This window comes from Microbacterium songi, from assembly GCF_042747925.1.
Lineage (GTDB): Bacteria > Actinomycetota > Actinomycetes > Actinomycetales > Microbacteriaceae > Microbacterium.
In genome coordinates, this window is record NZ_JBHZIE010000004.1 from 137,698 (window position 1) to 162,423 (window position 24,726).

Annotated in this window: 22 protein-coding genes; 1 reads left to right on the forward strand and 21 read right to left on the reverse strand. The window is 68.5% G+C overall.

Annotated features, from left to right (window positions below; all coding sequences use genetic code 11):
* Positions 1–7: 7 nt before the first annotated feature.
* The 5 genes from ACFM35_RS07110 to dnaE form a co-directional block, all read right to left on the reverse strand.
* Positions 8–1,036 (reverse strand): quinone-dependent dihydroorotate dehydrogenase, encoded by a 1,029-nt coding sequence (locus tag ACFM35_RS07110; protein ID WP_378840184.1) that lies wholly within the window; start codon positions 1,034–1,036, stop codon positions 8–10.
* Between the two features lie 10 nt (positions 1,037–1,046).
* Positions 1,047–1,553, reverse strand: coding sequence for a transcriptional regulator NrdR (gene nrdR, locus ACFM35_RS07115; RefSeq protein ID WP_378840185.1), 507 nt, complete (start codon positions 1,551–1,553; stop codon positions 1,047–1,049).
* Between the two features lie 44 nt (positions 1,554–1,597).
* Positions 1,598–2,911: a histidinol dehydrogenase gene (gene hisD / locus ACFM35_RS07120; RefSeq protein ID WP_378840188.1), complete on the reverse strand. Its 1,314-nt coding sequence runs from the start codon at positions 2,909–2,911 to the stop codon at positions 1,598–1,600.
* A 53-nt stretch (positions 2,912–2,964) separates the two neighbouring features.
* Positions 2,965–4,056 (reverse strand): hypothetical protein, encoded by a 1,092-nt coding sequence (locus ACFM35_RS07125; RefSeq protein WP_378840190.1) that lies wholly within the window; start codon positions 4,054–4,056, stop codon positions 2,965–2,967.
* 78 nt (positions 4,057–4,134) lie between these two features.
* The gene (dnaE, locus tag ACFM35_RS07130; protein WP_378840679.1) at positions 4,135–7,605 is read right to left on the reverse strand and encodes a DNA polymerase III subunit alpha; all 3,471 of its coding nucleotides are present in this window, start codon (positions 7,603–7,605) and stop codon (positions 4,135–4,137) included.
* A 106-nt stretch (positions 7,606–7,711) separates the two neighbouring features.
* Here dnaE and ACFM35_RS07135 point away from each other — a divergent pair, with 106 nt between their 5' ends.
* Positions 7,712–8,182, forward strand: a complete 471-nt coding sequence (locus ACFM35_RS07135; protein ID WP_378840193.1) for an NUDIX hydrolase — start codon at positions 7,712–7,714, stop codon at positions 8,180–8,182.
* A 7-nt stretch (positions 8,183–8,189) separates the two neighbouring features.
* Here ACFM35_RS07135 and ACFM35_RS07140 read toward each other — a convergent pair whose 3' ends face one another.
* The 16 genes from ACFM35_RS07140 to ACFM35_RS07215 all read right to left on the reverse strand — a co-directional run bounded on the left by ACFM35_RS07140 (position 8,190) and on the right by ACFM35_RS07215 (position 24,724).
* Positions 8,190–8,762, reverse strand: coding sequence for a GNAT family N-acetyltransferase (locus ACFM35_RS07140; RefSeq protein ID WP_378840196.1), 573 nt, complete (start codon positions 8,760–8,762; stop codon positions 8,190–8,192).
* Positions 8,763–8,810: 48 nt separating this feature from the next.
* Positions 8,811–9,713: an RluA family pseudouridine synthase gene (locus tag ACFM35_RS07145; protein ID WP_378840682.1), complete on the reverse strand. Its 903-nt coding sequence runs from the start codon at positions 9,711–9,713 to the stop codon at positions 8,811–8,813.
* 19 nt (positions 9,714–9,732) lie between these two features.
* Positions 9,733–10,365 (reverse strand): signal peptidase II, encoded by a 633-nt coding sequence (gene lspA, locus ACFM35_RS07150; RefSeq protein WP_378840199.1) that lies wholly within the window; start codon positions 10,363–10,365, stop codon positions 9,733–9,735.
* Between the two features lie 7 nt (positions 10,366–10,372).
* Positions 10,373–11,002: a DivIVA domain-containing protein gene (locus ACFM35_RS07155; protein WP_378840202.1), complete on the reverse strand. Its 630-nt coding sequence runs from the start codon at positions 11,000–11,002 to the stop codon at positions 10,373–10,375.
* A 134-nt stretch (positions 11,003–11,136) separates the two neighbouring features.
* Complete coding sequence (locus ACFM35_RS07160; RefSeq protein ID WP_378840204.1) at positions 11,137–11,436, reverse strand: YggT family protein; 300 nt, start codon at positions 11,434–11,436, stop codon at positions 11,137–11,139.
* A gap of 9 nt (positions 11,437–11,445) precedes the next feature.
* Positions 11,446–11,907: a cell division protein SepF gene (locus ACFM35_RS07165; protein ID WP_378840207.1), complete on the reverse strand. Its 462-nt coding sequence runs from the start codon at positions 11,905–11,907 to the stop codon at positions 11,446–11,448.
* Between the two features lie 33 nt (positions 11,908–11,940).
* A complete protein-coding gene (locus ACFM35_RS07170) occupies positions 11,941–12,630 on the reverse strand; it encodes a YggS family pyridoxal phosphate-dependent enzyme (RefSeq protein ID WP_378840209.1) in 690 nt (229 codons plus the stop codon).
* Positions 12,631–12,711: 81 nt separating this feature from the next.
* Positions 12,712–13,857 carry a cell division protein FtsZ gene (gene ftsZ / locus ACFM35_RS07175; RefSeq protein WP_378840212.1) on the reverse strand — a complete coding sequence of 382 codons (1,146 nt, stop codon included), beginning with the start codon at positions 13,855–13,857 and terminating at the stop codon, positions 12,712–12,714.
* A 167-nt stretch (positions 13,858–14,024) separates the two neighbouring features.
* Positions 14,025–14,981 carry an FtsQ-type POTRA domain-containing protein gene (locus tag ACFM35_RS07180; RefSeq protein ID WP_378840214.1) on the reverse strand — a complete coding sequence of 319 codons (957 nt, stop codon included), beginning with the start codon at positions 14,979–14,981 and terminating at the stop codon, positions 14,025–14,027.
* 6 nt (positions 14,982–14,987) lie between these two features.
* Positions 14,988–16,418 carry a UDP-N-acetylmuramate--L-alanine ligase gene (gene murC, locus ACFM35_RS07185; protein ID WP_378840217.1) on the reverse strand — a complete coding sequence of 477 codons (1,431 nt, stop codon included), beginning with the start codon at positions 16,416–16,418 and terminating at the stop codon, positions 14,988–14,990.
* Positions 16,419–16,488: 70 nt separating this feature from the next.
* Positions 16,489–17,577: a UDP-N-acetylglucosamine--N-acetylmuramyl-(pentapeptide) pyrophosphoryl-undecaprenol N-acetylglucosamine transferase gene (locus ACFM35_RS07190; protein ID WP_378840219.1), complete on the reverse strand. Its 1,089-nt coding sequence runs from the start codon at positions 17,575–17,577 to the stop codon at positions 16,489–16,491.
* 62 nt (positions 17,578–17,639) lie between these two features.
* Positions 17,640–18,896: a putative lipid II flippase FtsW gene (ftsW, locus tag ACFM35_RS07195; RefSeq protein ID WP_378840221.1), complete on the reverse strand. Its 1,257-nt coding sequence runs from the start codon at positions 18,894–18,896 to the stop codon at positions 17,640–17,642.
* Entirely contained in the window at positions 18,853–20,397 is a 1,545-nt protein-coding gene (gene murD / locus ACFM35_RS07200) for a UDP-N-acetylmuramoyl-L-alanine--D-glutamate ligase (RefSeq protein ID WP_378840224.1), read from the reverse strand. The genes ftsW and murD overlap by 44 nt, the downstream gene beginning before the upstream one ends.
* Positions 20,394–21,488 carry a phospho-N-acetylmuramoyl-pentapeptide-transferase gene (gene mraY, locus ACFM35_RS07205; protein ID WP_378840228.1) on the reverse strand — a complete coding sequence of 365 codons (1,095 nt, stop codon included), beginning with the start codon at positions 21,486–21,488 and terminating at the stop codon, positions 20,394–20,396. The genes murD and mraY overlap by 4 nt, the downstream gene beginning before the upstream one ends.
* Positions 21,485–22,897, reverse strand: coding sequence for a UDP-N-acetylmuramoyl-tripeptide--D-alanyl-D-alanine ligase (locus tag ACFM35_RS07210; RefSeq protein ID WP_378840231.1), 1,413 nt, complete (start codon positions 22,895–22,897; stop codon positions 21,485–21,487). Before ACFM35_RS07210 ends, mraY begins: the two co-directional genes overlap by 4 nt.
* Positions 22,898–22,936: 39 nt before the next feature.
* Positions 22,937–24,724 carry a peptidoglycan D,D-transpeptidase FtsI family protein gene (locus ACFM35_RS07215; RefSeq protein WP_378840234.1) on the reverse strand — a complete coding sequence of 596 codons (1,788 nt, stop codon included), beginning with the start codon at positions 24,722–24,724 and terminating at the stop codon, positions 22,937–22,939.
* Positions 24,725–24,726: the final 2 nt, after the last annotated feature.

Here is a 24,726-nt window from a genome sequence, read left to right on the forward strand (position 1 = left end):
GGTGCGCTCACCGGCTGCGGGAGAGCCCGCGGTTGAGGTGCCGCGCCCAGAGCGGGCCGCGGTAGATGAACCCCGTGTATCCCTGGACGAGGGTTGCGCCCGCCTCCTGCAGCGCCCGCACGTCTTCTGCCGTCTCGACTCCCCCGACCCCGATGACGCAGAACTCCGGGCTCGGAGCCGCACCCCGCACCAGACGAACCACGTCGAGTGCGCGCTGTCGCACGGGCGCGCCGGAGAGCCCGCCGGCACCTGCGGCCGCCACGGTCGCCGCGTCGGTGCGCAGCGCGTCCCGGGAGATCGTCGTGTTGGTGGCGATGAGTCCCGCAAGCCCCAGATCGACGGCGAGTCGCGTGATCGCGACCACCTCGTCGTCGGTCAGGTCGGGGGCGATCTTCACGAGCATGGGCGTCGTGCCGGCGGCGTCCTTGACGGCCCGCAGCAGTGGTGCCAGCGTCTCGACCGCCTGCAGGGTTCGCAGACCCGGCGTGTTCGGCGATGAGACGTTGACCGCGAGATAGTCGGCGAGTGGAGCCAGGAGGCGTGCACTGCGGACGTAGTCCGCCGTGGCGTCCTCGACGTCGATGACCCGCGATTTGCCGATGTTCGCGCCGATCACCGGTCGATGGCGCCGAGTGCGAAGCCGACGGAGCCGTGCGGCCGTGGCATCCGCTCCGCCGTTGTTGAAGCCCATCCGGTTGATGAGCGCACGATCTGCCGTCAACCGGAACAAGCGGGGTCGCGGGTTGCCGTCCTGCGGGATGGCGGTCACGGTGCCGATCTCGACGTGTCCGAACCCGAGGGCCCCGAGGCCGAACGCGCCGACGGCGTCTTTGTCGAAACCGGCCGCGATGCCGAAGGGTGTGGAGAACTGCAGCCCGAGGGTGGTTGTGCGGAGCGCAGGATCGGGCGCGGTCAGCGCGCGCGCGATCCATGCGAACGGCCGGACCCCGGCGAGTCGCACCACGAGCATGCCGGCGTGGTGCGCGGTCTCGGGGTCGAAGCGGGTCAGGACCGTGCGGAACAGGAGGGGATACATCCCCGCCAGATTATCGGGCCTCGAGCGCGTCCGATGACGTCGACCGCGGGTCATGCGCCTCCGCCTGCGCACCGTGGTCGGCGCGCAGGAGTCCGATGGCCGTCTCGAAGTCTTCGAGGGAGTCGAACGCCTGGTACACACTGGCGAAGCGCAGGTACGCGACCTCGTCGAGTTCGCGGAGGGGTCCGAGGATCGCGAGACCGATCTCGTTCGTGTCGACCTGGGATGACCCGGTCTGGCGCACCGTCTCCTCGACGGCCTGCGCGAGCATCGCAAGGTCGGCATCGGTGACCGGACGGCCCTGACACGCCTTGCGGGCTCCCGACATGACCTTCTCCCGACTGAACGGTTCGATGACCCCCGACCGTTTGATCACGTTCAGGCTCGCCGTCTCCATGGTGGAGAATCGGCGCCCGCATTCGGGGCACTGGCGACGGCGACGGATGCTGAGTCCGTCGTCACTCGTCCGCGAGTCGATGACGCGCGAGTCGGGATGGCGGCAGAAGGGGCAGTGCATGGCATCGACAGACTACGCCACGCAACCGTGGTGGTCCGGAACGGTCAGTGCCGCGCGTCGAGCTCGAAGCGCGCCTCGACGGCCTCCCCGTGGGCGGGCAGGACTTCGGCATTCGCAAGGGTCACGATCTGCTGACGCACCTCGGCAAGGGCGTCGCGGGTGTACTCGATCACCTGCTGCGGGCGCAGGAACGTGGCGGCCGAGAGCCCGGGCGCGTAACGGGCCTGACCTCCCGTCGGCAGAACGTGGTTGCTCCCGGCGAGATAGTCCCCGAGGCTCACCGGCGAGTGATCTCCGACGAACACCGCTCCCGCGTGCACGAAGTCGCCGGGCCGGGGGTCGGCGAGATGCAGTTCGAGGTGCTCGGGGGCGTAGGCATTGCTGACGTCCGTCGCCGTCTGCAGGTCGTCGACCAGGATGATCGCGGACTGCGGTCCGGCGAACGCCTCGGCGACCCGTTCTGCGTGCATCGTGAGGGGAGCGCGCATCGCCAGCTCGGCGTTCACCGCGTCGACGAGTGCCGAGGATGCCGTGACGAGCACGGCGGCCGCCTGCTCGTCGTGCTCGGCCTGGCTGATCAGGTCGGCCGCGACGAGCCGCGGGTCGGCACTGTCGTCGGCGACGATGAGGATCTCGGTCGCGCCCGCCTCCGAGTCGGTGCCGACACGTCCGGCCACGGCGCGCTTGGCCGCGGCGACGAAATTGTTGCCCGGTCCGCTCACGACGTCGACCGGAGAAAGCCCGACGGAATCGACGCCGTGGGCGAAAGCGCCGATGGCACCCGCTCCGCCCATCGCGTACACCTCGGTCACGCCGAGGAGGTGTGCGGCGGCGAGGATCACGGGGTGCACCCGACCGTCGTACTCCCGCTGGGGCGGCGATGCGAGGGCCACTTCACGTACGCCCGCCACCTGCGCGGGCACCACGTTCATGACCACGCTGGACGGGTAGACCGCCTTCCCGCCCGGAACGTAGACGCCCACGCGACGCACCGGCTGCCAGCGCTGCATGACGAGGGCGCCCTCGCCCAAATCGGTGACGACCGGTGACGGGACCTGCGCGGCCGACGCGAGGCGCACCCGGCGGATCGCCTCCTCGAGGGCGCCGCGTACGTCTGGGCTCAGTGCGGCGAGCGCCTCCGACAGATGCGACGCCGGGACGCGCACGGCATGGTCGCTCACTCCGTCGAAGCGTTCGGCCTGACGTCGCAATGCTTCCTCGCCCTCACGGGCGACATCCTGCACGAGCGCAGCGGCCGTGGTCAGCGCCTCCTCGCGCGCCGCAGTGGCACGCGGAACGGCGGCGAGCAGCTCGGCGGCCGACAGCGTCCGTCCGCGGAGATCGATGGTGCGAAGCATCCCTCCAGGCTATCCGCTCCGCAGGAGCGGTCAGCGCCCGAGCGCTGCAGACCTCAGCCCCTGGTCACGTCGCTGACGTCGTGGAGGTACCCGACCCGTCCGTCCTCGTGACGGATGACGAACATCGAACCGTGGTCCTCGATGACGAGCGCCCACGCGGTGGGTCCGACGCCGAAGAGCGGGACGCCACGGTCGTCGACGACGTCGCGCTCCACCGGGCTGAGAGCCCAGAACGCCTGACGGCTGACGGTCGGCTGCGGGGCGGATGCCGCGGCGTCGTCGGCGTCGCGGCGCTCGGACGACCAATCGCCCGTGTCGTTGGTCGAGGGCGCGTCGTACCCCTCGAGATCCTGGCTGTCGGACGAGAACAGGGCGTGCGCGCCGGTGTCGCCGGAGGTCGCGTACCCGCCCGTCTCCGCCGCGTCGTACCGATTGTCCCCGTCGGGCAGGGAGCCGTCCGTCGGCGCCGAATCGCCGTGCCCGTCGTCCTCGACCTGTTCGTCGGCCGTGGCGGCTCGTCGCTCACGCGGCGCGCGCGGCGGTGCCGCGACGACGGGACGGATCGGTCGGGCATTGCGGTGGGCGGGGATCTCGCGGCGTCCGAGGAAATCTTCGCGGAGCACGGGGGTCAGGGGGGCGAACACCGTGAGCACGACCCCGGCGAGCATGAGGACGAGCTCGAGCCACAGCACCCACGAGTACGCCCAGACACCCCGGCTCGAGGCGATGGCGACGGTCGTCCAGGTGAGCTGCACCCAGATCATCGCCGACACCGAGAACGCCACGGAGGCGAACTGATCGATCCCGAGCGAACCGACGCGACGGATTCCGTCGGGCGAGAGCCTGCGCAGCACGAGGAGGAACACGGCGACCGTGGGCAGCCCGATCGTCAGGATCCAGTCGATCCCGGACGTCCACAGCGACGAGAAGCCCACCACGCTCAAGGAGAAGAACGAGATCACGAACGCGACGAGCCAGACGCCGACGAGTGCGACCTCACGGACCGAGAAGGGTCCCACGCCGTACTGCGGTTGCTCCTCGGTGCGAGCATCCTCCGACGACGCATCGGGGCGGTCCGCGGTGTCGGCCTGCGCCTCATCGTTCTGCGTGTCGTCGATCGCGGGGTTCAGGGCGGGGTCGGTCACAGTCATTCCTCCATCAACGACGCGTTCGGGGCTGCGCCGCACCCGATACTACCTGCGACGACCATGAACCCCCGGGAATCAGCCCAGGCATTGCGGCCCGAGGAGCCCCTTCAACTCGCCGTACAGATCGGCCGTCACGCGCACCGGCAGCGGCACCTCGAAGACCTTTGCGGCCGAGCCTTTGTGGAGCCGCAGGATCACCTCGGTGTCGCCGCGATGGCGGCGCAGCACCTCGGCCAACTCGCTGATCACCGTCTCGGTGGCCCGCTGCTCGGGCACCACGAGTACGAGCCCGCTGGAGGCGTCCACTGCTCCCAGATCGGGCGAGAAGGCCGACTGGGCGTGCAGGTTGAGTCCATCGTCTCGACGGGACACGCGGCCGCGGACGACCAGTATCGAATCGCCGACCAGCATGCTCGCGAACTCGGTGTAGGTCTTGCCCATGAACATGACGGTGACTTCGCCGTTGAAATCCTCGACGGTGATCATCCCGTACGGATTGCCGCTCTGCTTCGCCACGCGATGCTGAACGCTCGTGACCAGCCCGGCGACCGTCACCTGGTCGCCGTCGTTGACCTCCTCCGAAGACAGCAGGTCGTGGATGCTCGTCGAGGCGTGCTTGGCCAGCGGTGCCTCGAGACCCGCCAGCGGGTGGTCGGAGACGTAGAGGCCGAGCATTTCACGCTCGAATGCGAGCTTGTCCTTCTTGGTCCACTCCGGCCTGTCGGGCACCTTCGCAGGCCTGATCTCCTCGGTCTCGTCGTACAGGCTGTCGAAGTCGAACCCGATCGCCCCGGTCGCGGCCTTGCGCTTGGTCTCCACCGCCGCCTCGGTGGCGTCTTCGTGGATCTCCATCAGGGCGCGGCGCGACGAACCCAGCGAGTCGAATGCGCCCGCCTTGATGAGGGATTCGACGGTGCGCTTGTTCGCGACGTGGAGCGGCACCTTCGTGAGGAAGTCGTGGAAGCTCACGAAGCTGTCGTCGGCGCGGGCGGTGACGATGCCGTCCACCACATTGGCGCCGACGTTTCGCACCGCGCCGAGTCCGAAGCGGATGTCTTCGCCGACGGCGGCGAAGTAGCGGATCGACTGACCGACGTCGGGCGGCAGCACCTTGATGCCCATGCGGCGGCACTCGTTGAGATAGACCGCCATCTTGTCTTTCGAGTCGCCGACGCTGGTGAGGAGCGCCGCCATGTACTCCGCGGGATAGTGGGCTTTCAAGTAGGCCGTCCAATACGAGACCAGACCATAGGCCGCGGAGTGGGCCTTGTTGAATGCGTAGTCCGAGAACGGCAGCAGGATCTCCCACAGCATGTTCACCGCGGCATCCGAATATCCGTTCGCGTGCATCCCCGCTCGGAAGCCCTCGAACTGCTTGTCGAGCTCGGACTTCTTCTTCTTGCCCATGGCTCGACGGAGGATGTCGGCCTGACCGAGGCTGAACCCGGCGACCTTCTGGGCGATCGCCATCACCTGCTCCTGATAGATGATCAGTCCGTAGCTGGTGTCGAGGATCTCGCGCAGGGATTCGGTGAACTCCTCGTGGATCGGGGTGATCTCCTGCTGCCCGTTCTTACGCAGGGCGTAGTTGATGTGCGAGTTGGCGCCCATCGGGCCGGGTCGATACAGCGCGATGACGGCCGAGATGTCTTCGAAGTTGTCGGGCTTCAGGAGTCGCAGCAGTGACCGCATCGGTCCGCCGTCGAGCTGGAACACGCCGAGGGTGTCGCCGCGGGAGAGCAGCTCGTACGCGGCCGCATCGTCGAGCGACAGGTCTTCGAGGACGAGGGGATGGCCGCGGTTGGCCTCGATGTTGTCGAGCGCATCGTTGATGATCGTGAGGTTTCGCAACCCCAGGAAGTCCATCTTGATCAACCCGAGGGACTCGCACGACGGGTAGTCGAACTGCGTGACGATCTGTCCGTCCTGCTCGCGACGCATGATGGGGATGATGTCGATCAGCGGTTCGCTCGACATGATGACGCCCGCCGCGTGCACACCCCACTGCCGCTTCAGGTTTTCGAGACCGACCGCCGTATCGAAGACCGTCTTGGCCTCGGCATCCGTCTCGATCAGGGTGCGGAACTCGGACGCCTCTTTGAACCGGGGGTGGTTCTTGTCGAACATGCCCTCCAGTGGCATGTCCTTGCCCATCACGGCGGGCGGCATCGCCTTCGTGAGCCGCTCCCCCATGCTGAACGGGAAGCCGAGGACACGACCGGCGTCCTTCAGCGCCTGCTTCGCCTTGATGGTGCCGTAGGTGACGATCTGCGCGACGCGCTCGTCGCCGTACTTCTCGGTGACGTACTGGATGACCTCGCCGCGCCGGCGGTCGTCGAAGTCGACGTCGAAGTCGGGCATGGACACGCGGTCGGGGTTGAGGAACCGCTCGAAGATGAGCCCGTGCTGCAGGGGATCGAGATCGGTGATCTTCATCGCGTACGCGGCCATCGAGCCCGCTCCCGACCCGCGCCCCGGCCCGACCCTGATGCCGTTCTCCTTCGCCCAGTTGATGAAGTCGGCGACGACCAGGAAGTAGCCCGGAAACCCCATCTGGACGATGACGGTGGTTTCGTACTCGGCCTGAGCCCGGACGGCATCGGGGATACCCGCCGGATAGCGCGACTGCAGACCCGCCTCGACCTCCTTGACGAACCAGGATTCCTCGGTCTCGCCGGCGGGCACCGGGAATCGCGGCATGTAGTTCGCGCTCGTGTTGAACTCGACGTCGCACCGCTCGGCGATCAGCAGCGTGTTGTCGCAGGCATCGGGGTGGTCGCGGAAGATCTGCCGCATCTCGGCCGGCGACTTGACGTAGTAGCCGTCGCCGTCGAATCGGAAGCGCTTCGGGTCGTCGAGCGTCGACCCCGATTGCACGCACAGCAGTGCGGCATGGCTGGTGGCGTCGTGCTGATGCGTGTAGTGGAGGTCGTTCGTGCCGACCAGCGGGATGTCGAGGTCCTTGGCGATCTTGAGCAGGTCCGACATCACCCGGCGCTCGATGCTCAGGCCGTGGTCCATGATCTCGGCGAAGTAGTTCTCTTTGCCGAAGATCTGCTGGAATTCCGCCGCCGCCGCGCGCGCCGCGTCGTACTGGCCGAGGCGCAAGCGTGTCTGCACCTCACCTGACGGGCATCCGGTCGTGGCGATGAGACCCTTCGCGTACGTCTGCAGCAGTTCGCGGTCCATGCGGGGCTTGAAGTAGTAGCCCTCCATGCTCGCGCGGGACGACAACCGGAAGAGGTTGTGCATCCCCTCGGTCGACTCCGACAGCAGCGTCATGTGCGTGTAGGCACCCGAGCCCGAGACGTCGTCGCTGTTCTGCTCGGGCGTGCCCCACCGCACTCGAGCCTTGTCGCTGCGATGCGTGCCCGGGGTGACGTACGCCTCGATGCCGATGATCGGCTTGATGCCGGCGTCTTTCGCGGTCTTGTAGAACTCGAACGCCGCGAACGTGTTGCCGTGGTCGGTGACGGCGATCGCAGGCATACCCTGCTTCACGGCTTCCTGCACCATCGGACCGATGCGCGCGGCCCCGTCGAGCATCGAGTATTCGCTGTGCACGTGCAGATGGACGAAGGAATCGGATGCCACGTCTCGAGTCTACGGTCGGGGTCGGACAGCGCGACCGACCGACGGCTACCGTGAGGGCATGCCCACCCCCGACTTCGTTCTCGACCTGCGTCGCCACATCGGCCACGCCCCGCTGCCTCTCGTCGGTGTGACGGCGGTGGTCATCCGCGACGGCCGGGCGCTGCTCGGTCGACGCAGCGACAACGGCCTGCTCACTCCGATCACGGGCATCGTCGACCCCGGCGAGGAACCTGCGGACGCCGCAGCCCGCGAGGCCCTCGAGGAGGCTGATGTGGTGATCCGCGTCGACAGGCTCGCGTGGGTGCATCAGATTCCGCGCATCACCTACGACAACGGCGACCAGAGCGATTATCTCGACCTGACCTTCCGGTGCTCATGGGTCTCGGGCGAGCCCTTCCCCGCCGACGGCGAGATGACCGAGGTGGGATGGTACGACCTCGACGCGCTGCCCGAGATCGATGCCGACATGCGGGCACGCATCGCGTCTGCGCTCCAGCACGGCGACACGCTCTTCGAAGGCGGGCGCTGACCGGATTTCAGCGCAGATCGAGACGCATCAGCACCCGGGGGAAGCCGTTCAGAACCGAATCGGTGTCTGCCGCCTTCCGGAAACCGGCCTTCTCGAAGAGCGCGCGCGTCCCCACGTACGCCATCGTGAGATCCACCTTCGCGCCTTCGTTGTCGACCGGATACCCTTCGATCGCCGGCGCGGCGTGTTCGTCGGCGAATCGCACCGCACCATCGAGGAGAGCGTGCGAGATGCCCTTGCCGCGATGCCCCGGCCTGACACGGATGCACCACACCGACCAGACGTCGAGGTCGTCGACGTGCGGGATCCTGCGTGAGCGGTCGAACGTCGTGTCTGCGCGGGGGTGCACCCCGGCCCAGCCGACGACCTCGTCGCCGTCGTACGCGAGCACCCCGGGGGGCGGCTCCTCCCGCACGAGCTTCCGCACGAATTCCCCTCGAGCCGGGCCGGTCAGTTCACCGTTGAGGGCGGACGGGATGCGGTAGCTCAGACACCAGCAGACGTTCGACGTCGGCTTCTTCGGTCCGACCATCGTGCGGACGTCGGTGAATTTGGTCGCGGGTCGCACGTCGATCGCCATGACCCGACGTTGGCACGGGCATCCGACACGGGCAAGACCCGAACGCCGTCAGTCCGCACGCAGGACGTCCAGAGCGTGCGCGAGATCCGCCGGATAGTCCGATTGGAAGGTCACCCGTTCGCCGGTCGTCGGGTGGAGGAAGGAAAGTTGCCTCGCATGCAGCCACTGGCGCGTGAGGCCGAGACGCGCCGACAGCGTCGGGTCGGCTCCGTACAGCGGGTCTCCCACGCACGGATGGCGGTGGGCCGCCATGTGCACGCGAATCTGGTGCGTCCGGCCCGTCTCGAGATGCACTTCCAGGAGCGACGCACCGGGGAAGGCCTCGATGGTCTCGTAGTGCGTGACGGAGTCCTTGCCGGAGGACGTGACCGCGAACTTCCACGAGTGGGTCGGATGCCGCCCGATCGGCGCGTCGATGGTGCCGGACAGCGGGTCGGGATGTCCCTGCACGACGGCGTGGTAGATCTTCTCGACGGTGCGCTCCTTGAACGCGCGCTTGAGCACGGTGTAGGCGTGCTCGGACTTCGCCACGACCATGAGTCCGCTGGTTCCGACATCGAGGCGGTGCACGACGCCCTGGCGTTCGGCGGCACCCGTCGTGGCGACCCGGACTCCCGCCGCCGCCAGCGCGCCCAGCACCGTGGGTCCTTCCCAACCGAGCGAGGGATGAGCCGCGACGCCGACCGGCTTGCTCACGACGACGATGTCGTCGTCCTGGTAGACGATGTCGAGGTCGGGGACCAGCTGAGGAACGATCTCGGGGTCGCGCTTGGGCTGCCATTCCACGTCGAGCCACGACCCCGCGCGCACGCGGTCGGACTTGCCCGCTCCGCGCCCGTCCAACGACACGCCGCCGCCGTCGGCCACCTCCGCGGCGAAGGTGCGCGAGAAGCCGAGCATCTTCGCCAGAGCGGCGTCGACCCTCGAACCGTCGAGACCGTCCGGCACCATCAACGTGCGGCGGTCCACGTCAGCGACCGTCTCGGGGTTCGCCGTCGGGTCGCGCCTCGACCGCTCCGTCGGACGGCGACTCCTCGTCGCCGTCGCCGCCGCCGTCGCGGGTTGTCGTGTCGTCCGCTGCGTGCCCGCGGTTCTCACGGGTGCCGTCGAGATGCAGCCCGCTGACGACGAGGACGGCCACCCCGATCATCATCGTCACGATGAACATGTCGGCGACGTTGTAGATCGCCGGCATCATCCAGGGGGTGTTGATGAAATCCACCACGTGGCCGACGGCGAAGCCCGGCGCACGGAACAGACGGTCGGTCAGGTTGCCGAGCACACCTCCCAGCAGCAGTCCGAGGACGATGGCCCACGCGCGGGATCCCACGCGCGTGGCCATCAGCCAGAGGATGACGACCGCGACGGCCGCCAGCGCCAGCGTGAAGATCCAGGTGACACCCTCGCCGAGCGAGAATGCGGCTCCGGGATTGCGGATCAGGTAGAAGATCAGGAAGTCGCCCAGGACGGGAACGGGCCGCTCGGACGGCAGGTTCTGGATCGCGAGGTGCTTGGTGAACTGGTCAGCGGCCAGTACCGCCACCGCGAGGATCGCGATGAGGGTACTGGCCGCTGCCGTACGGAGGGGGGCTCGGCCTGACAAGACCGGCCTAGAGACCGATGGCTGAGACCGGGGTCGCTCCGGATGCCGTGGTGGTCGTCTCGAGGTCGCGGAGCTTTCCCTCCATCCAGCTGCGCAGCTGGGTGCGGTAGTCGCGCTCGAAGTTGCGGAGCTCGGTGATACGGCCCTCGAGCGTCGCGCGCTCGCGGTCGAGGCGCTCCATCTCGATGCGCCCCTTCTCCTCGGCCTCGGACACGATAGCCGCAGCCTGCGTCTGCGCGTCGGAGATGAGCTGGTCGCGCTGCGCCTTGCCTTCGGCGACGTGCTCGTCGTGGAGGCGCTGGGCGAGTTCGATGATGCCGGCGCTCGCGGCGGCGGGAGCGACGTCGGCGGACACCTGCGAGTCGGTCGACGTGGCCTCGGCGGCGGGCGCCTCAGCTGCGGGGCTCTCGGCGGGCGTCTCTTCGGCGGGCGCTTCTTCGTGAGCAGCTTCGCTCGGGGCGTCGCCTGACTCGAGGGCCGCGAGCTTGGCCTTCAGCTCGTCGTTCTCGGCGATCGTCTTGCGCCACTCGACGACGATCTCGTCGAGGAAGTCGTCGACCTCATCGGGGTCGAAGCCCTCCTTGAAGCGAACGTGCTGGAACTGCTTGGTGACGACGTCATCGGGGGTCAATGCCATGATGTTTCCTTTTCCGAGGGTTCAGGTCGCGGGCAGATGTCTCTGGCTGAGCCGCGGGAGCCGACCGTACCCCACCCAGCATAGCCACCGCCTACGGGAGTGTCGAAGGTGGGAGGGGGCGCTGCGGGGCCGCGTCAGGCCGCCAGCGAGCCGGTGATCCCCAGCAGGACGAAGCACAGGAGCATCGTGGCGGTGTAGGCGAAATCGATGGCGATCGCGCCCACCCGCAACGGGGGGATGAACCGCCGGAAGAGCTTGATCGGCGGATCCGTGATCGTATACACGATCTCGGCCGCCACCAGTCCGAAGCCCTTCGGTCGCCACTCCCGGTTCAACATCGGCATCCAGTCGAGGATGAGACGTATCAGCAGGAAGAGGACGAAGACGAGCAGGAGGGCGTTCAGTACGGACGCGAGGATCCCGACGATGTTCACTACTCGAGACTACGGCTGTGAGAAGGGCGCAGACTCCGGATCGGCCTGCGCCACAGCACCGTCACCGGAAACTGCCACGTTCTCGGGAGAAAGCAGGAAGACCTTGCTGGTGACGCGCTCGATGCGGCCGTACAGGCCCAAGGAGAGACCGCTCGCGAAATCGATCAGACGACGGGCGTCCGCATCGCTCATCTGCGACAGGTTGATGATGACCGGGATGCCGTCGCGGAAGTTCTCCGCGATGATCTGCGCGTCGCGGTATTGCTTGGGGTGCACCGTGAGGATCTCGCTGATCGCCGACGGCGCCGGCTGACGCACGACGGTCGGGCGGTGGATCGGCGTCACCGGGGCAGTCTTCTCGACGGCCTGCACTTTGTTGCGGCTCGTCGGCTGCGGAGTCGGCTCATCGTAGGCTTCCTCTTCGTCGGCAAGGCCCAGGTACACCATGGTCTTCTTGAGCGGGTTTGACATCGCATCCTCCGTTGTCGCTGTCTGTTTTCGAGGTTAGCCGCGCGGGGGGCGCGGACCGGTGATTGCGGAGCCGATCCGCAGGTGTGTCGCGCCCGCGTCGATCGCCTCCACGAAATCGTTCGTCATCCCTGCGGAGATCCAGGTGGCGTCGGGCACGATGGCCCGTGTGCGCAGGGAGTACGCGTGCAGGCGGGCGAACGCCGCCGCAGGGCTTTCATCGAGCGGAGCGACGGCCATGACGCCGCGAAGGCGCAGGGTGCGGCATCCGGCGATGTGCCCGGCAAGCTGCTCGAGGCCGTCCGGCGCGACGCCACCGCGTGCCGGGTCCTCGGTGAGGTTGATCTGTATCAGAACGTCGAGCGGCGGGTCAGACTCGGTGCCGGCTGCTTCGAGAGCATCGACGATGCGCGCTCGGTCGAGGGAGTGCACGATGGATGCCGCGGCCCGCACGGCACGCGCTTTGTTGGCCTGTGCCTGCCCGATGAAGTGCCACCGCAGTCCGTCCTTCGGTCCCACTTCTGCGAGCTTGGCGCTGAGCTCCTGCTGCCTGTTCTCGCCGACATCGCGCACGCCGAGCTCGTACAGCTCGTCGACGATGGCCGCGGGGTGGAACTTCGTCACGACGATGCGCGTGAGCTCCGCCGGCGTGCGTCCCGCGGAGCGCATCGCCTCGACGATACGCTGGTCGACGACGGCGAGCCTGTCGGCGAGATCGGAAGTCACGGCGATCCTTTTCACGCTTCGACGCGACGGCCGTACCCGTGGGCAGGCCGCCGCGTCGAGGGCGTCGATGAGGTGGTGGTCCTACTTGAGGAAGTCCGGGATGTCGAGATCGTCGTCACCGAACGCCGAGTCGTAGCTCGTGTCGGGGACGGATGCCGCCACCGAGACCGATTCCTTCTTCACTTCGGGTTCGCGCACGACCTCGGCAGCGGGCGTGGCCGGGAGTGCCGGAGCTGTGGCGGGACGCGCGGCCGTGACCGGGTCCAGGCGGAGAGAGGGCTCTCCGCCGTCGAACCCGGCGGCGATGACGGTCACGCGCACCTCGTCGCCGAGCGTGTCGTCGATGACGGTACCGAAGATGATGTTGGCCTCGGGGTGAGCCGCCTCCTTCACCAGCTGGGCGGCGTCGTTGATCTCGAAGATTCCGAGGTTCGACCCGCCCTGGATCGACAGCAGCACACCGTGCGCGCCCTCGATGCTCGCCTCCAGCAGGGGGGACTCGACGGCCAGCTCGGCAGCCTTGATCGCGCGGTCGGCACCACGGGCGGAGCCGATGCCCATGAGCGCCGAGCCCGCGCCCTGCATCACCGATTTGACGTCGGCGAAGTCGAGGTTGATGAGCCCGGGAGTGGTGATGAGGTCGGTGATGCCCTGCACACCGGCGAGCAGCACCTGATCGGCGGTCGCGAACGCCTCGATCATCGAGATGCCGCGGTCGCTGATCTCGAGCAGTCGGTCGTTCGGCACGACGATGAGCGTGTCGACTTCTTCCTTCAGCTTGGCGACACCGGTCTCCGCCTGGCTTTGACGACGACGACCCTCGAACGAGAACGGCTTCGTGACGACACCGATCGTCAGCGCGCCGATCGACTTGGCGATCTTCGCGACCACGGGCGCTCCACCGGTTCCGGTGCCACCGCCCTCGCCGGCCGTGACGAAGACCATGTCCGCCCCGCGCAGGGCCTCTTCGATCTCTTCCGCGTGGTCTTCGGCGGCGCGTCGTCCCACTTCAGGGTCAGCGCCTGCTCCGAGTCCGCGGGTGAGCTCGCGGCCCACGTCGAGTTTGACGTCGGCATCGCTCATCAGGAGCGCTTGCGCGTCCGTGTTGATCGCGATGAACTCGACGCCTCGCAGCCCGAGGTCGATCATGCGGTTGACGGCGTTCACGCCGCCGCCGCCGACCCCGACGACCTTGATCACCGCGAGGTAGTTCTGGTTCTGGCTCATGCCGGCCTCCGTGCCCCTGACAAGTCAACATTCAACCTCTAGTAGAGGTATAAAGAATTGCTCGGTATGCAATTCCTGATCTGAAGGTATGCGGCCGCAGGCGCCCCATCCGGATCACCGTGGGCGTGTCGTGAGACTCGCAGGAAAACGCGTGGATCGGAGGGTCGTCAGCCGACGACGACCGCCTCCGGGGAAGACACGTCGTACGAGCTCACCGTCGACGGCGGTCGGGCCTTCATCGTCGCCGCCAGGGCCACAGCCTTCATCGCGGACTCGTCCGCACTCCCCCACATGATCTGCGTGTTCGTGCCCCCGAGCGTGATCGTCACGTCGTCGGCGGTGGAGGCCGTGACAGCCGTCACCTGGGCGCGGATGTCGTCGGGGAGCGAGCGCATGACGGTTCCCGCGGCACGGAAGGCCGCCGACTTCGCACCGCCCGTGATGTCGAGCACCGGTTGGCCGGCGGGCGCGGTCGGGGTCGTGGACAGCGCCACACCGGCGGCGTCCACGACGGTGTAACCGGCCCGGGTCTCCATCACGCCGATCGGGGTCCTCTCGACGATCCGCACCACCAGCTCGTGCGGGGGGCGCGCCTCGAGGGAGTACGTCTCCACCAACGGGAATCCGATGAGCGCCGCCTTGACGTCGCTCTCGCTCACGAGCGGCAGCGGAGTCCCGATCTGCGTGGCCAGAGCGGACTCCACGGAGGCCGCATCGAGCTGCGATGTCCCCACCACGCTGATCTTCTCCACCGCCAACAGCGGACTGTACGCGGCTCCCAGCGTGACGAGCACGAGCAGGACGAGGGACGCTGCCGCGCCGATCCACACCAGCCGTCGCCGTCGCTGCCGGACGGTGAAGCGGCGCACCTCCGCCCGCAGCGCCCGTCGCCGTGCGCGAGCAGCGCGCCACACGTCGCGGACCCGGATCGGCGCGGCCGGCCCATCCGGCGACGAGGACGGAGGATCGACGACATCCGCGTCCGGCGGAGCGACCGGACGACGCGTCCGTGCGATCCGCTCGTCGTCGGTGTGCGCCCCGGGCACCCGTGGCGGCTCATCGCGGTCCGGACGGACCACGGGGGGCGCCACCGGCGGTGGGGGCAGGGGCGAGGGGCGACGCATCCGGCGCTACTTCGCCGCGACGACGTCGGGCTGCGCGGGTAGGGAGGGGGAAGTCTCGAGGGCGTCGATGACCTGGGGGATGATGAGGTTCACGTTGCCGCATCCCAGAGTGATGATGAAATCCCCGTCGCGCGCGACGGACGCGGTGTAGTCGGCAGCACGCTGCCAGTCCGCGACGTAGGCCACGTGCGATGCATCCGCAAACGCCGCGCTGACCAGCTCGCCGGTGACGCCCGGGATCGGATCCTCGCGCGCACCGTAGACATCGAGCACCACCGTGTGGTCGGCGTACTGCTCGAGCACATCGGCGAACTCCCGCGCCATGAGCTGTGTGCGGGAGTACGTGTGCGGCTGGTGCAGCGCGATGATCCGTCCGCCGCCGATCACGGTGCGGGCGGCCGACAGGGCGGCGGCGACCTCGGTGGGGTGGTGGGCGTAGTCGTCGTAGACGCGCACGCCGCGGACGGTCTCGTGCAGTTCGAAGCGGCGTGCCGTGCCCGCGAACCCCTCGACGGCGGCGGCGGCCGACCGCAGGTCGTGCCCGAGTGCGAGCAGGACGCCGACGGCGCCCGCCGCGTTGATCGCGTTGTGCGCGCCCGGGACGCCCAGCCGGACGTCGGCGGACGCGCCGTCGTACGACAGTGTGAACGACACCGGTCCGTCCGTCACGATCCCGGTCACGTGCAGGTCCGCGGCATCCGATCGACCGAACGTCAGCACCCGGGGATGCGTGAGGCGTGCACGCACGTCCTGGGCGCCGGCGTCGTCGGACGAGATGACGACGGCGTCGCGGGCGTCGTTCGCGAATCGTGCGAACGCGTCGACGAACGCGTCTTCGCTGCCGTAGTGGTCGAGGTGGTCGGGGTCCACGTTGGTGATGAGGGCGATCGACGTGTCGTAGAGCAGGAACGTTCCGTCGGACTCATCGGCCTCGATCACGAAGAGGTCGTCCGCGCCGGTGCCGCTCGACACTCCGAGCTGGGTCACCACTCCCCCGTTGACGAAGCTCGGGTCGGCACCCAGCGACTGCATGGCCGTCACGATCATGCCCGTCGACGTCGTCTTGCCGTGCGCACCTGCCACCGAGACCAGGGGGCGTCCGCCGATCAGCCAGTGCAGCGCCTGGGAGCGGTGGATGACGGGCATCCCGCTTTGCCTGGCACGCACGAACTCGGGATTCTCCGGCCAGATCGCGCCGGTGTGGATGACCGTGTCGGCATCACCGAGGTGGGCCGCGTCATGCCCGACGTGCACTCGCGCGCCCAGGGCTCGCAGCTGCTGCAGAGCCGGGCTGTCGGCGCGATCGGATCCCGATACCCGGATCCCCCGCGCGAGGAACATGCGAGCCAGGCCCGACATGCCGGAACCGCCGATGCCGATGAAGTGCGCGGCCTCGATGCGGGCGGGCAGGGGAAGGCTCAAATCGGGTCTGATCATGACGCCACAATCCTAAGTTGGCGAGCCCGGCAACACCTCCCGGCACGCTGTGAGGTGCGCGCACGGGCGCTCAGCGGCGTCGGCTCGCGGCTGCGCGATCGATCAGGGTGAGGACGTTCTCGGTGCCCGTGCGGCTGCCGACGGATGCCGCGGCCGCACGCATCCCGTCGAGCGCCGCGCGATCGCCCAGCAGCGGAACGATTTCGCTGCGCACCCGCTCGGCCGTGAAGTCGGCGTCGGAGATGAGGCGCGCCGCTCCGCCGCGTACCGCAGACGACGCGTTGAGCGCCTGCTCACCGTTACCCACCGCGTACGGCACGTAGACGGCGGGGATGCCCAGCGCGCTAATCTCGCTCACGGTCGCGGCCCCCGAGCGCGAGACGATCAGGTCGGCGAGCGCGAACGCCAGGTCCATCCGGTCGACGTAACGGCGCAGTGCGTATCCGGCCACCCCCGGGTCGGCCGTCTCGGACCTCTGGCCGGTCACGTGCAGGAGCTGCCAACCGGCGTCGAGCACGTCCTGCCAGGAGTCGGCGAGTGCGTCGTTGAGTCGCTGGGCGCCGAGCGACCCCCCGAAGACGAGCAGCGTGGACCGAGCCGCGTCCAACCCGAAATACCGCGCGGCCTCCGACCGCAGCGTGGTCGCGTCGAGGTCGACGATCTCGCGCCGCAGCGGCATGCCCACGACTTCCCCTCGACGCAGGGGGGTGCCGGCGAACGCGACGCCGACGGCTGCCGCCCGCCGTGCTCCGAGCACATTGGCGAGGCCGGGGCGGGCGTTCGCCTCGTGCACCACGAACGGCACACCCTCTCGAGCGGCGGCCACATACGCGGGGGCGGATGCGTAGCCGCCGAAGCCCACGACCACATCCACGTCGTGCGTGCGGATGTGCGCCCTCACCTGTGCGACGGCACGACGGAAACGAGTCGGGAACGCGGCCGCGGCCCGATCGGGGCGCCGAGGGAACGGCACTTTGTCCACGAACAGCAGCTCATAGCCGCGCAGCGGGACGAGCCGCGCCTCGAGCCCCTCCCGTGTGCCCAGAACCAGCACGGATGCCGCGGCATCCCGTGCCCGCAACCCGTCGGCGACCGCCAGCAGCGGGTTGACGTGCCCGGCGGTGCCGCCGCCGGCGAGGAGATAGGTACGGGGGCTCACCCGGAGATTCTTCCACGCTCGCCTGCGCGAGCCCGACGACGTCGCGATGCGCCGCGTCGCGGTCAGCGGACGCCCGCCGGAATGCGCACGGGACGGACGGGCGCGGCGGGCTGGCGCTTCGCCGGCAGGGCGCGCGCGAACGACAGCAGGACCCCGGAGGCGATCAGTACCGACAGGAGCGACGTGCCTCCCTGTGACATGAACGGCAGAGGCACGCCCAGCACCGGGAACACCCGGAGCACGACGCCGATGTTGATGAGCGCCTGACCCACGATCCAGATGGTGATGCCGCCCGAAACGATGCGCACGAACGGGTCGTGGGTCTTGCGGATGACATGGAAGGCGCCGATCGCGAAGAGGGCGAACAGCCCGAGGACGACACCGCAGCCGATGAGTCCGAGTTCTTCCCCGACGATGGCGAAGATGTAGTCGTTCGCGGCGGCAGGAAGCCAGTCGTACTTCTCCTTCGAGTTGCCGAGTCCGAGCCCGAACACGCCGCCGCCGGCGAGTCCCCAGATGCCGTGCAGCGGCTGGTAGCAGTCGGTGTAGTAATCGGCGAGGCAGTCCGCGTTCAGAAAGCTCATGATGCGGCGCATGCGGTCGGGGCTGGTGACCGCGAAGAAGATGACTCCGCCGGCCGCTGCGATGAGCGGGAGGAGGAAGATGCGCAACTTGACACCGGAGAAGAAGAGCGCGCCCAGGGCGATGAGCGCGAGGATCATCGCCGTGCCGAGGTCGTGCCCTGCCATCACTGTGGCGATCACGAGCAGGGTGACCGGCACGAGCGGGATGAACACATGCCGCCAGAGACCGAGGAGTGTCTGCTTGCGGTACAGGACGTACCCGATCCACAGCGCCAGCGTCAGTTTGAGGAACTCGGCGGGCTGCGCCTGCACACCCGCGATCTGGATCCAGTTCCTGTTGCCGTTCGCCTCGACGCCGATGCCGGGCACGAACACGAGCAGCTGGAACATGATCGCCGCGATCAGCGCCGGCCAGGCGATCTTCTTCCAGAACGCGATCGGCAACCGGCTCGCGATGAACATGAGCGGGATGCCGATCACCGCGAACACGGCCTGCTTGATGACCGCCTCGTAGGGCTGCTGGCCCGCTGCAGTCGCCGTCGCCGATGTCGCGGAGAGCACCATCACGAGGCCGAACCCCGTGAGCAGCAGAGCGGTGGAGGCGATGAGCAGGAATTCGCTCGGCACCGGTGCGAACACGCGACCGAGCGACACGCGGGCGGCGAGCCCACGGCCGTCCGTGCGGTCGCCGTCAGAACCGGTCGGAAGGGTCCGTGTCGGTGGTCTCCCCGCCATCGTGTCCCCGTTCGATCCAGTCCTGCACGGCCGCCGCGAAGCGTCGGCCGCGGTCCGCGTACGAAGCGAACTGGTCGAAGGATGCCGCGGCGGGGGCGAGAAGAACGACGTCCCCGTCACGAGCGATACCGGCGGCCAGTTCGACGACCCGCGCCATGACGTCTTCAGTCTCATCGTGCGGCACCTCGATCACGGGCACCTCGGGCGCGTGTCGCGCGAACGCCGACATGATCTGCTCGCGGTCGACCCCGATCACGATCGCGGCTTTCGCCCTGCTGCCGCGCCCGGCGACGAGGTCGCCGATGTCGACGCCCTTCAGCTGGCCGCCGACGACCCAGACCGCGCCGGGGAACGCCGCCAGCGATGAGTTCGCGGCGTGCGGGTTCGTCGCCTTCGAGTCGTCCACCCAGGTGACGCCGGACGCGACGGCCACGACGTCGATGCGGTGCGGGTCGAGCCGGAAGTCCGCGAGCGCGTCGCGCACGGCGGCCGGCGGGACGCCGAGCGCCCGCGCGAGGGCGCTCGCCGCCAGGATGTTGGCGACCATATGCGGGGCGGCCAGGCCGCGTGCGGCGAGATCGTCCACGGTCGTGAGTTCGAGGGCGCTCGTGGCGCGCTCCTCCAGGAAGGCGCGATCCACGAGGATCCCGTCGACCAGGCCGAGATCGCTCGGCCCCGGGATGCCGAGGTCGAAGCCGATCGCCCGCGCGCCGTCGATGACCTCGGCCTCTTCGACCATGGTGCGGGTCGCGGCATCCGCTTTGTTGTAGACGCAGGCGATCCGGGTGTGCGCGTAGACGACGGCCTTGGCGTCGCGGTACGCCTCGAAGGTGCCGTGCCATTCGAGGTGGTCCTCGGCCAGGTTCAGGCATACGCTCGCGTGGGGCGAGACCGGGCGGGGTGTCCGCTGCTGCCCGAGATACCAGAGCTGGTGGCTCGAGAGCTCGACGACGAGCGCGTCGAAGCCCGCGGGATCGCGGACGGCGTCGAGGACCGGCACACCGATGTTGCCCACCGGGGCGGCGCGCAGGCCGCCTGCCACCAGCATCGACGCGGCGAGCCGCGTCGTCGTGGTCTTGCCGTTCGTGCCGGTCACGAGTACCCAGGCGGCAGGTGTCCCATCCGGCCGCACGACCTTGTCGCGCAGCCGCCATGCCAGCTCGACGTCGCCCCAGAGAGCGATGCCCTGCACTCCGGCCCACTCCACGATCGGATGCCGCGGCGAGAAGCCCGGTGAGGCGACGATGACCTCGGGCGCGAAGTCGGCGAGGTCTCCCGGCACGTTCTGCAGCGGACCGGTCCACAGCTTCACGCCGATGACGGGCAGGAGCCGGGCGTACTCCTCGTCGGCGGCTTCGGTGACGACGAGGACGTCGGCTCCGAGTTCAGCGAGGGTGTCGGCCACGGAGAACCCCGTCACCGAGAGCCCGAGCACGGCGACGCGCAGGCCGCGCCAATCGGCGTGCCAACTGGTCAATGCATCCAGGCGCGGAGCGCTCACGTGCGTGCCAGCCACTCGACGTAGAAGAGACCCACGCCGAGGACGGCGAGGATGCCGGCGATGATCCACATGCGGACGACGATCGTGATCTCCGCCCACCCGCGCATCTCGAGGTGGTGGTGGAGCGGGCTCATCAGGAACAGGCGTTTGCCGCGGGTCAGTTTGAAGTAGAGGCGCTGGAGGATCACCGAGCCGGATGCGATCACGTACACGCCCGCGACGAGCACGAGGAGCAGCTCGGTGCGGGTCAGGATGGCCATCGCCGCGATGACACCGCCGATCGCCATCGATCCGACATCGCCCATGAACACCTGCGCCTTCGGTGCGTTCCACCAGAGGAAGCCGACGAGGGCCCCCACGAAGGCGGCGGAGATGATGGCGAGGTCGAACGGGTCGCGCGTGGAATAGCAGGCGGCGGACGGAGCCGTCTGACACATCTGGTTGAACTGCCAGAACGCGATCAGGCTGTAGGCCCCGGTGACGAAGATGCCCGCCCCCGCGGCCAGTCCGTCGAGGCCGTCGCTCACGTTCACCGAGTTCGACGTGGCGACCCCCACCAGGGAGATCCACCCCAGATACAGGAGCCAGCCGATGATCGGACCGAGGGCCATGAACGACAGCATCGGCACATCACGCACGACCGAGATGAAGGGCGACGCGGGCGTCTGGTCCCACGCATTGGGGAAGTTCAGTGCCACGACGGCGAAGGGGACGGCGACCAGGATCTGACCGACGATCTTGCGCCAGCCGCTGAGGCCGAGGCTGCGCTGTCGGCGAAGTTTCATGTAGTCGTCGATGAAGCCGACCGCCCCGAAGCCGACCATCATCCAGATCACGAGCCACCCCGAGATCGTGGGCGGGTTGTTCCCGGTGAAACTGCCGACGAGGTAGCCGATGATGGTGCCCGCGATGAAGATCGTGCCGCCCATCGTGGGCGTACCACGCTTGGCGCCGTGGGAGGGGTTGTTGATGTTCTCGGGCGTACGGATCACCTGGCCCCAGCCCCACGCGCGGAAGAGACGCAGGAACAGAGGAGTCAGGAACAGCGTGAAGGCCATCGAGATCGCAGCCGCCGTCAGGAGTGATCTCACGAGAACGATTCTCCCAGACGATCGCCGAGGAACCGGAGACCGGCGGCGTTGGAGGACTTCACGAGGACGCGGTCGCCGTCGCGCAGCTCGCCCATCAGATAGTCGTAGGCGGCGTCGGCGTCGGGGAAGAAGACGGCTTCGCCGTCCCACGATCCCTGGCTGATGGCTTCGAGGAACATCCGCCGGGCGTCCGCGCCGACGATCACGATGCGCTGGATGCGCAGGCGGACGGCGAGGAGCCCGACGCGATCGTGCTCTTCCTCGGAGTATTCGCCGAGCTCGCTCATCGCGCCGAGCACGGCGACCGTCCGCTCCCCCGGGCCGGTCAGCTGCGCCAGGGTGCGCAGCGCCGCCGCCATCGAGTCGGGGCTGGCGTTGTAGGCGTCGTTGATGATGCGGACGCGATCCGAGCCGAGAGGCTCCATACGCCACCGCTCCGCGATCTCGAGGGTCTCGACGCGGGCGACGCTGTCGGAGAAGGACACTCCCAGCGCGGTCGCCGCCGCGATTGCGGCGAGGGCGTTCATGACGTGGTGCTCACCGAGAACCTGCAGGCGCAGCGGAAGGCTCCGGCCGTCGATCGTGACGACGCAGCGCGTACCCGATGCGCTCACCTCGACGTCGTCGGCGCGGACGTCGGCGGTTCCGCTGCGACCGAAGGAGCGCACCGAGATGTCCCGCGCCGTCGCGATCGTCGCCATCGAGGCGACGCGCCCGTCGTCGATGTTGAGGACCGCCACGCCTCCGGGGCGGGTGGCGTGGACGAGTTCCGACTTGGCCGCGAACGTGGCCTCGATTCCACCGAAGCCGCCGGCGTGGGCCATGCCGACCATGAGCACGACCGAGACGTCGGGTTCGACGAGACCCGCCAACCGAGCGATCTCCCCCGGCCCGCTCGCACCGAACTCGCTCACCAGAAACGCCGTGTCGTCGGTCACCCGCAGCATGGTCAGCGGCGCACCCACCTCGTTGTTGAGGGAGGCTCGCGGCGCCACGGTCTCACCTTCGGCCTCGAGGATGCGCGCGAGCATATTCTTCGTCGTGGTCTTGCCGTTCGAGCCCGTGATGCCGATGACGCGCAGACGGCCGAGGCTGCGCACCTGCGAGACGACGAAGCGCGCCAGCGTCGCGAGGGCGTCCACGACGTCGGGGACGACGATCTGCGAGACGGGCGCGTCGACGGGACGCTCCACGATCGCGAGGGCTGCCCCCGCCTGTGCGGCGACGGCGACGAACAGATGGCCGTCGGTGACCTCGCCGGGCTTCGCGACGAAGATGTCCCCCGCGCCGATCACCCTCGAGTCGGTGTCGACGGTCCCCGAGACCGTCGTCTCGGCGGTGTCCGCTCCGGTGAGCCGAAGCTCCCCGCCGATCGCGTCGGCGAGCTGGGTGAGGGTGAGGGCGATCATGATTTCTCCGAGCGGACCGGGGTGGGTCGGTCTGCGGCGTCACTCACCGAACTTGGGGAGCACCGTCGGCTGTGTCGTGGACGGCATGACGCGGTAGGTCTTCAGAACCTGGGTCATCGCCTTCTGGAAGGCGGGCGCGTTGGCCGAAGACGAGGTTATCGTGGTGGGCTCGTCGAGAGTGACGGCGACGATGTACTGCGGGTCGTCCGCGGGGGCGAATCCGATCATCGTGGTGAAGTAGACGCCCGCCTTGTACCGTCCGTTGCCGTCGGATTTCTCGCCCGTTCCGGTCTTCGTCGCGATCCGATATCCGGGGATCGCGACCTGCTTGGCGTAGCCGGCCTGCATCGCGACGTTCTCGAGGATCTCCCGCATCTCGGCGGAGGTCTGCGCACTCAGCACCTGCGTCGGCTCCGGGAGCGTCGGGGTGATGACGGTGCCGTCCGCCTTCGTGCACGACTCGACCAGGGAGAGCGGCATCTTCAGCCCGCCGTTGGCGATCGCGCCGTAGGCGCCCACGAGTTCGGGGACCGTCGTGGTGACGCCCTGTCCGAACGACGTGTTGTACGTCTGCTGGTTGTCCCAGTTCGCGACGGGGACCAGGTCACCCTTGGCCTCACCACCGAATCCGACCGCGCTGCCTTGTCCGATGCCGAACTTCTGGAGGTAGTCGAAGCGGGTCTGCGGCGACACGGTCTCGCTGAACTTCGAGATGCCCGCGTTGGACGAATCGATGAGGACACCGGCGAGCGTGTAGTCGTATGCATCGTGCGTGAAGGCGTCCTGCACGGACGCGCCGTTCGGGAACTTCTCACGGCTGGATGCGACGACGGTCGAGTCCAGGGTCTGACCGCCGGCGTCGAGGACCGTGGACGCGGTGAGGGCCTTGAACGTCGAGCCGGGCTCGAAGGTGTCGGTGAAGATGTGGCTGCGCTGATCGTCCTGGGCGGCGGCGCTCACATTGTTGGGGTCGACGCTGGGGTACTCGGCGGCGGCGCGGATCTTGCCCGTCTTCGCCTCCACGACGGTGATCGTGCCGCGCTTCGCGCCCATGTCCTGCACCTGCTCGCCGATGAGCTGCTGCAGGTACCAGTTGAGATCCCGGTTGATCGTGAGCTGCAGCGTCCCGCCGTTCACCGCGGGATCCGTCGTTTCCGTGCCGGGGATGACGACGCCGTCCTTGCCCTTCTCATACGTCAGAGAGCCGTTGGTGGCGGCGAGGCAGGAGTCCTGACTGAGCTCGAGGCCCTGCAGGGCATCGCCGTCGATACCCATGAATCCCAAGAGATTCCCCGCCACGGCGCCGTCGGGGTAGGTGCGTGCGGGGTGCTGCTCGAACGAGAGATACGGTGCACCGGTCTCCACCAGGGCGCGATACTGCTCGGTGGTGAGTCCGCGCTGGAATCGCTCGTACTGGTCGGCGGGGTCCGCGGCGAGCGCCGAGGCGACGATCTTCTGGATGTCGGCGGCGCTCTGCCCGGTGATCCCGGCGATCTCCCCCGAGGCCTGCTCCCACGTGACCTTCTCGGTGACGCCGGCCGCCGTGGTGCGCGTGTAGGTGCCGACGTTCTTGGGGTCCAGCACGCCGTCGTAGAGCAGGATGCTGCCGGCCAGCGTCTGCCCGGACTCGTCCACGATCGCGCCCCGCGTGCCGTACAGCGGGCGGGAGGCGCCCAGACTGTAGGACTTCGCCTGCGCCATGTTCTCCTCAGCGTTCACGACCTGGATGTCCACGAGTCGCACGATGAAGCCCGCGAGGACCGCCAGCACGACCGCGAGAGCGATCACGGTGCGGCGGCGCGGGCTGCGCGTGGCTCTCGTGCTCATGT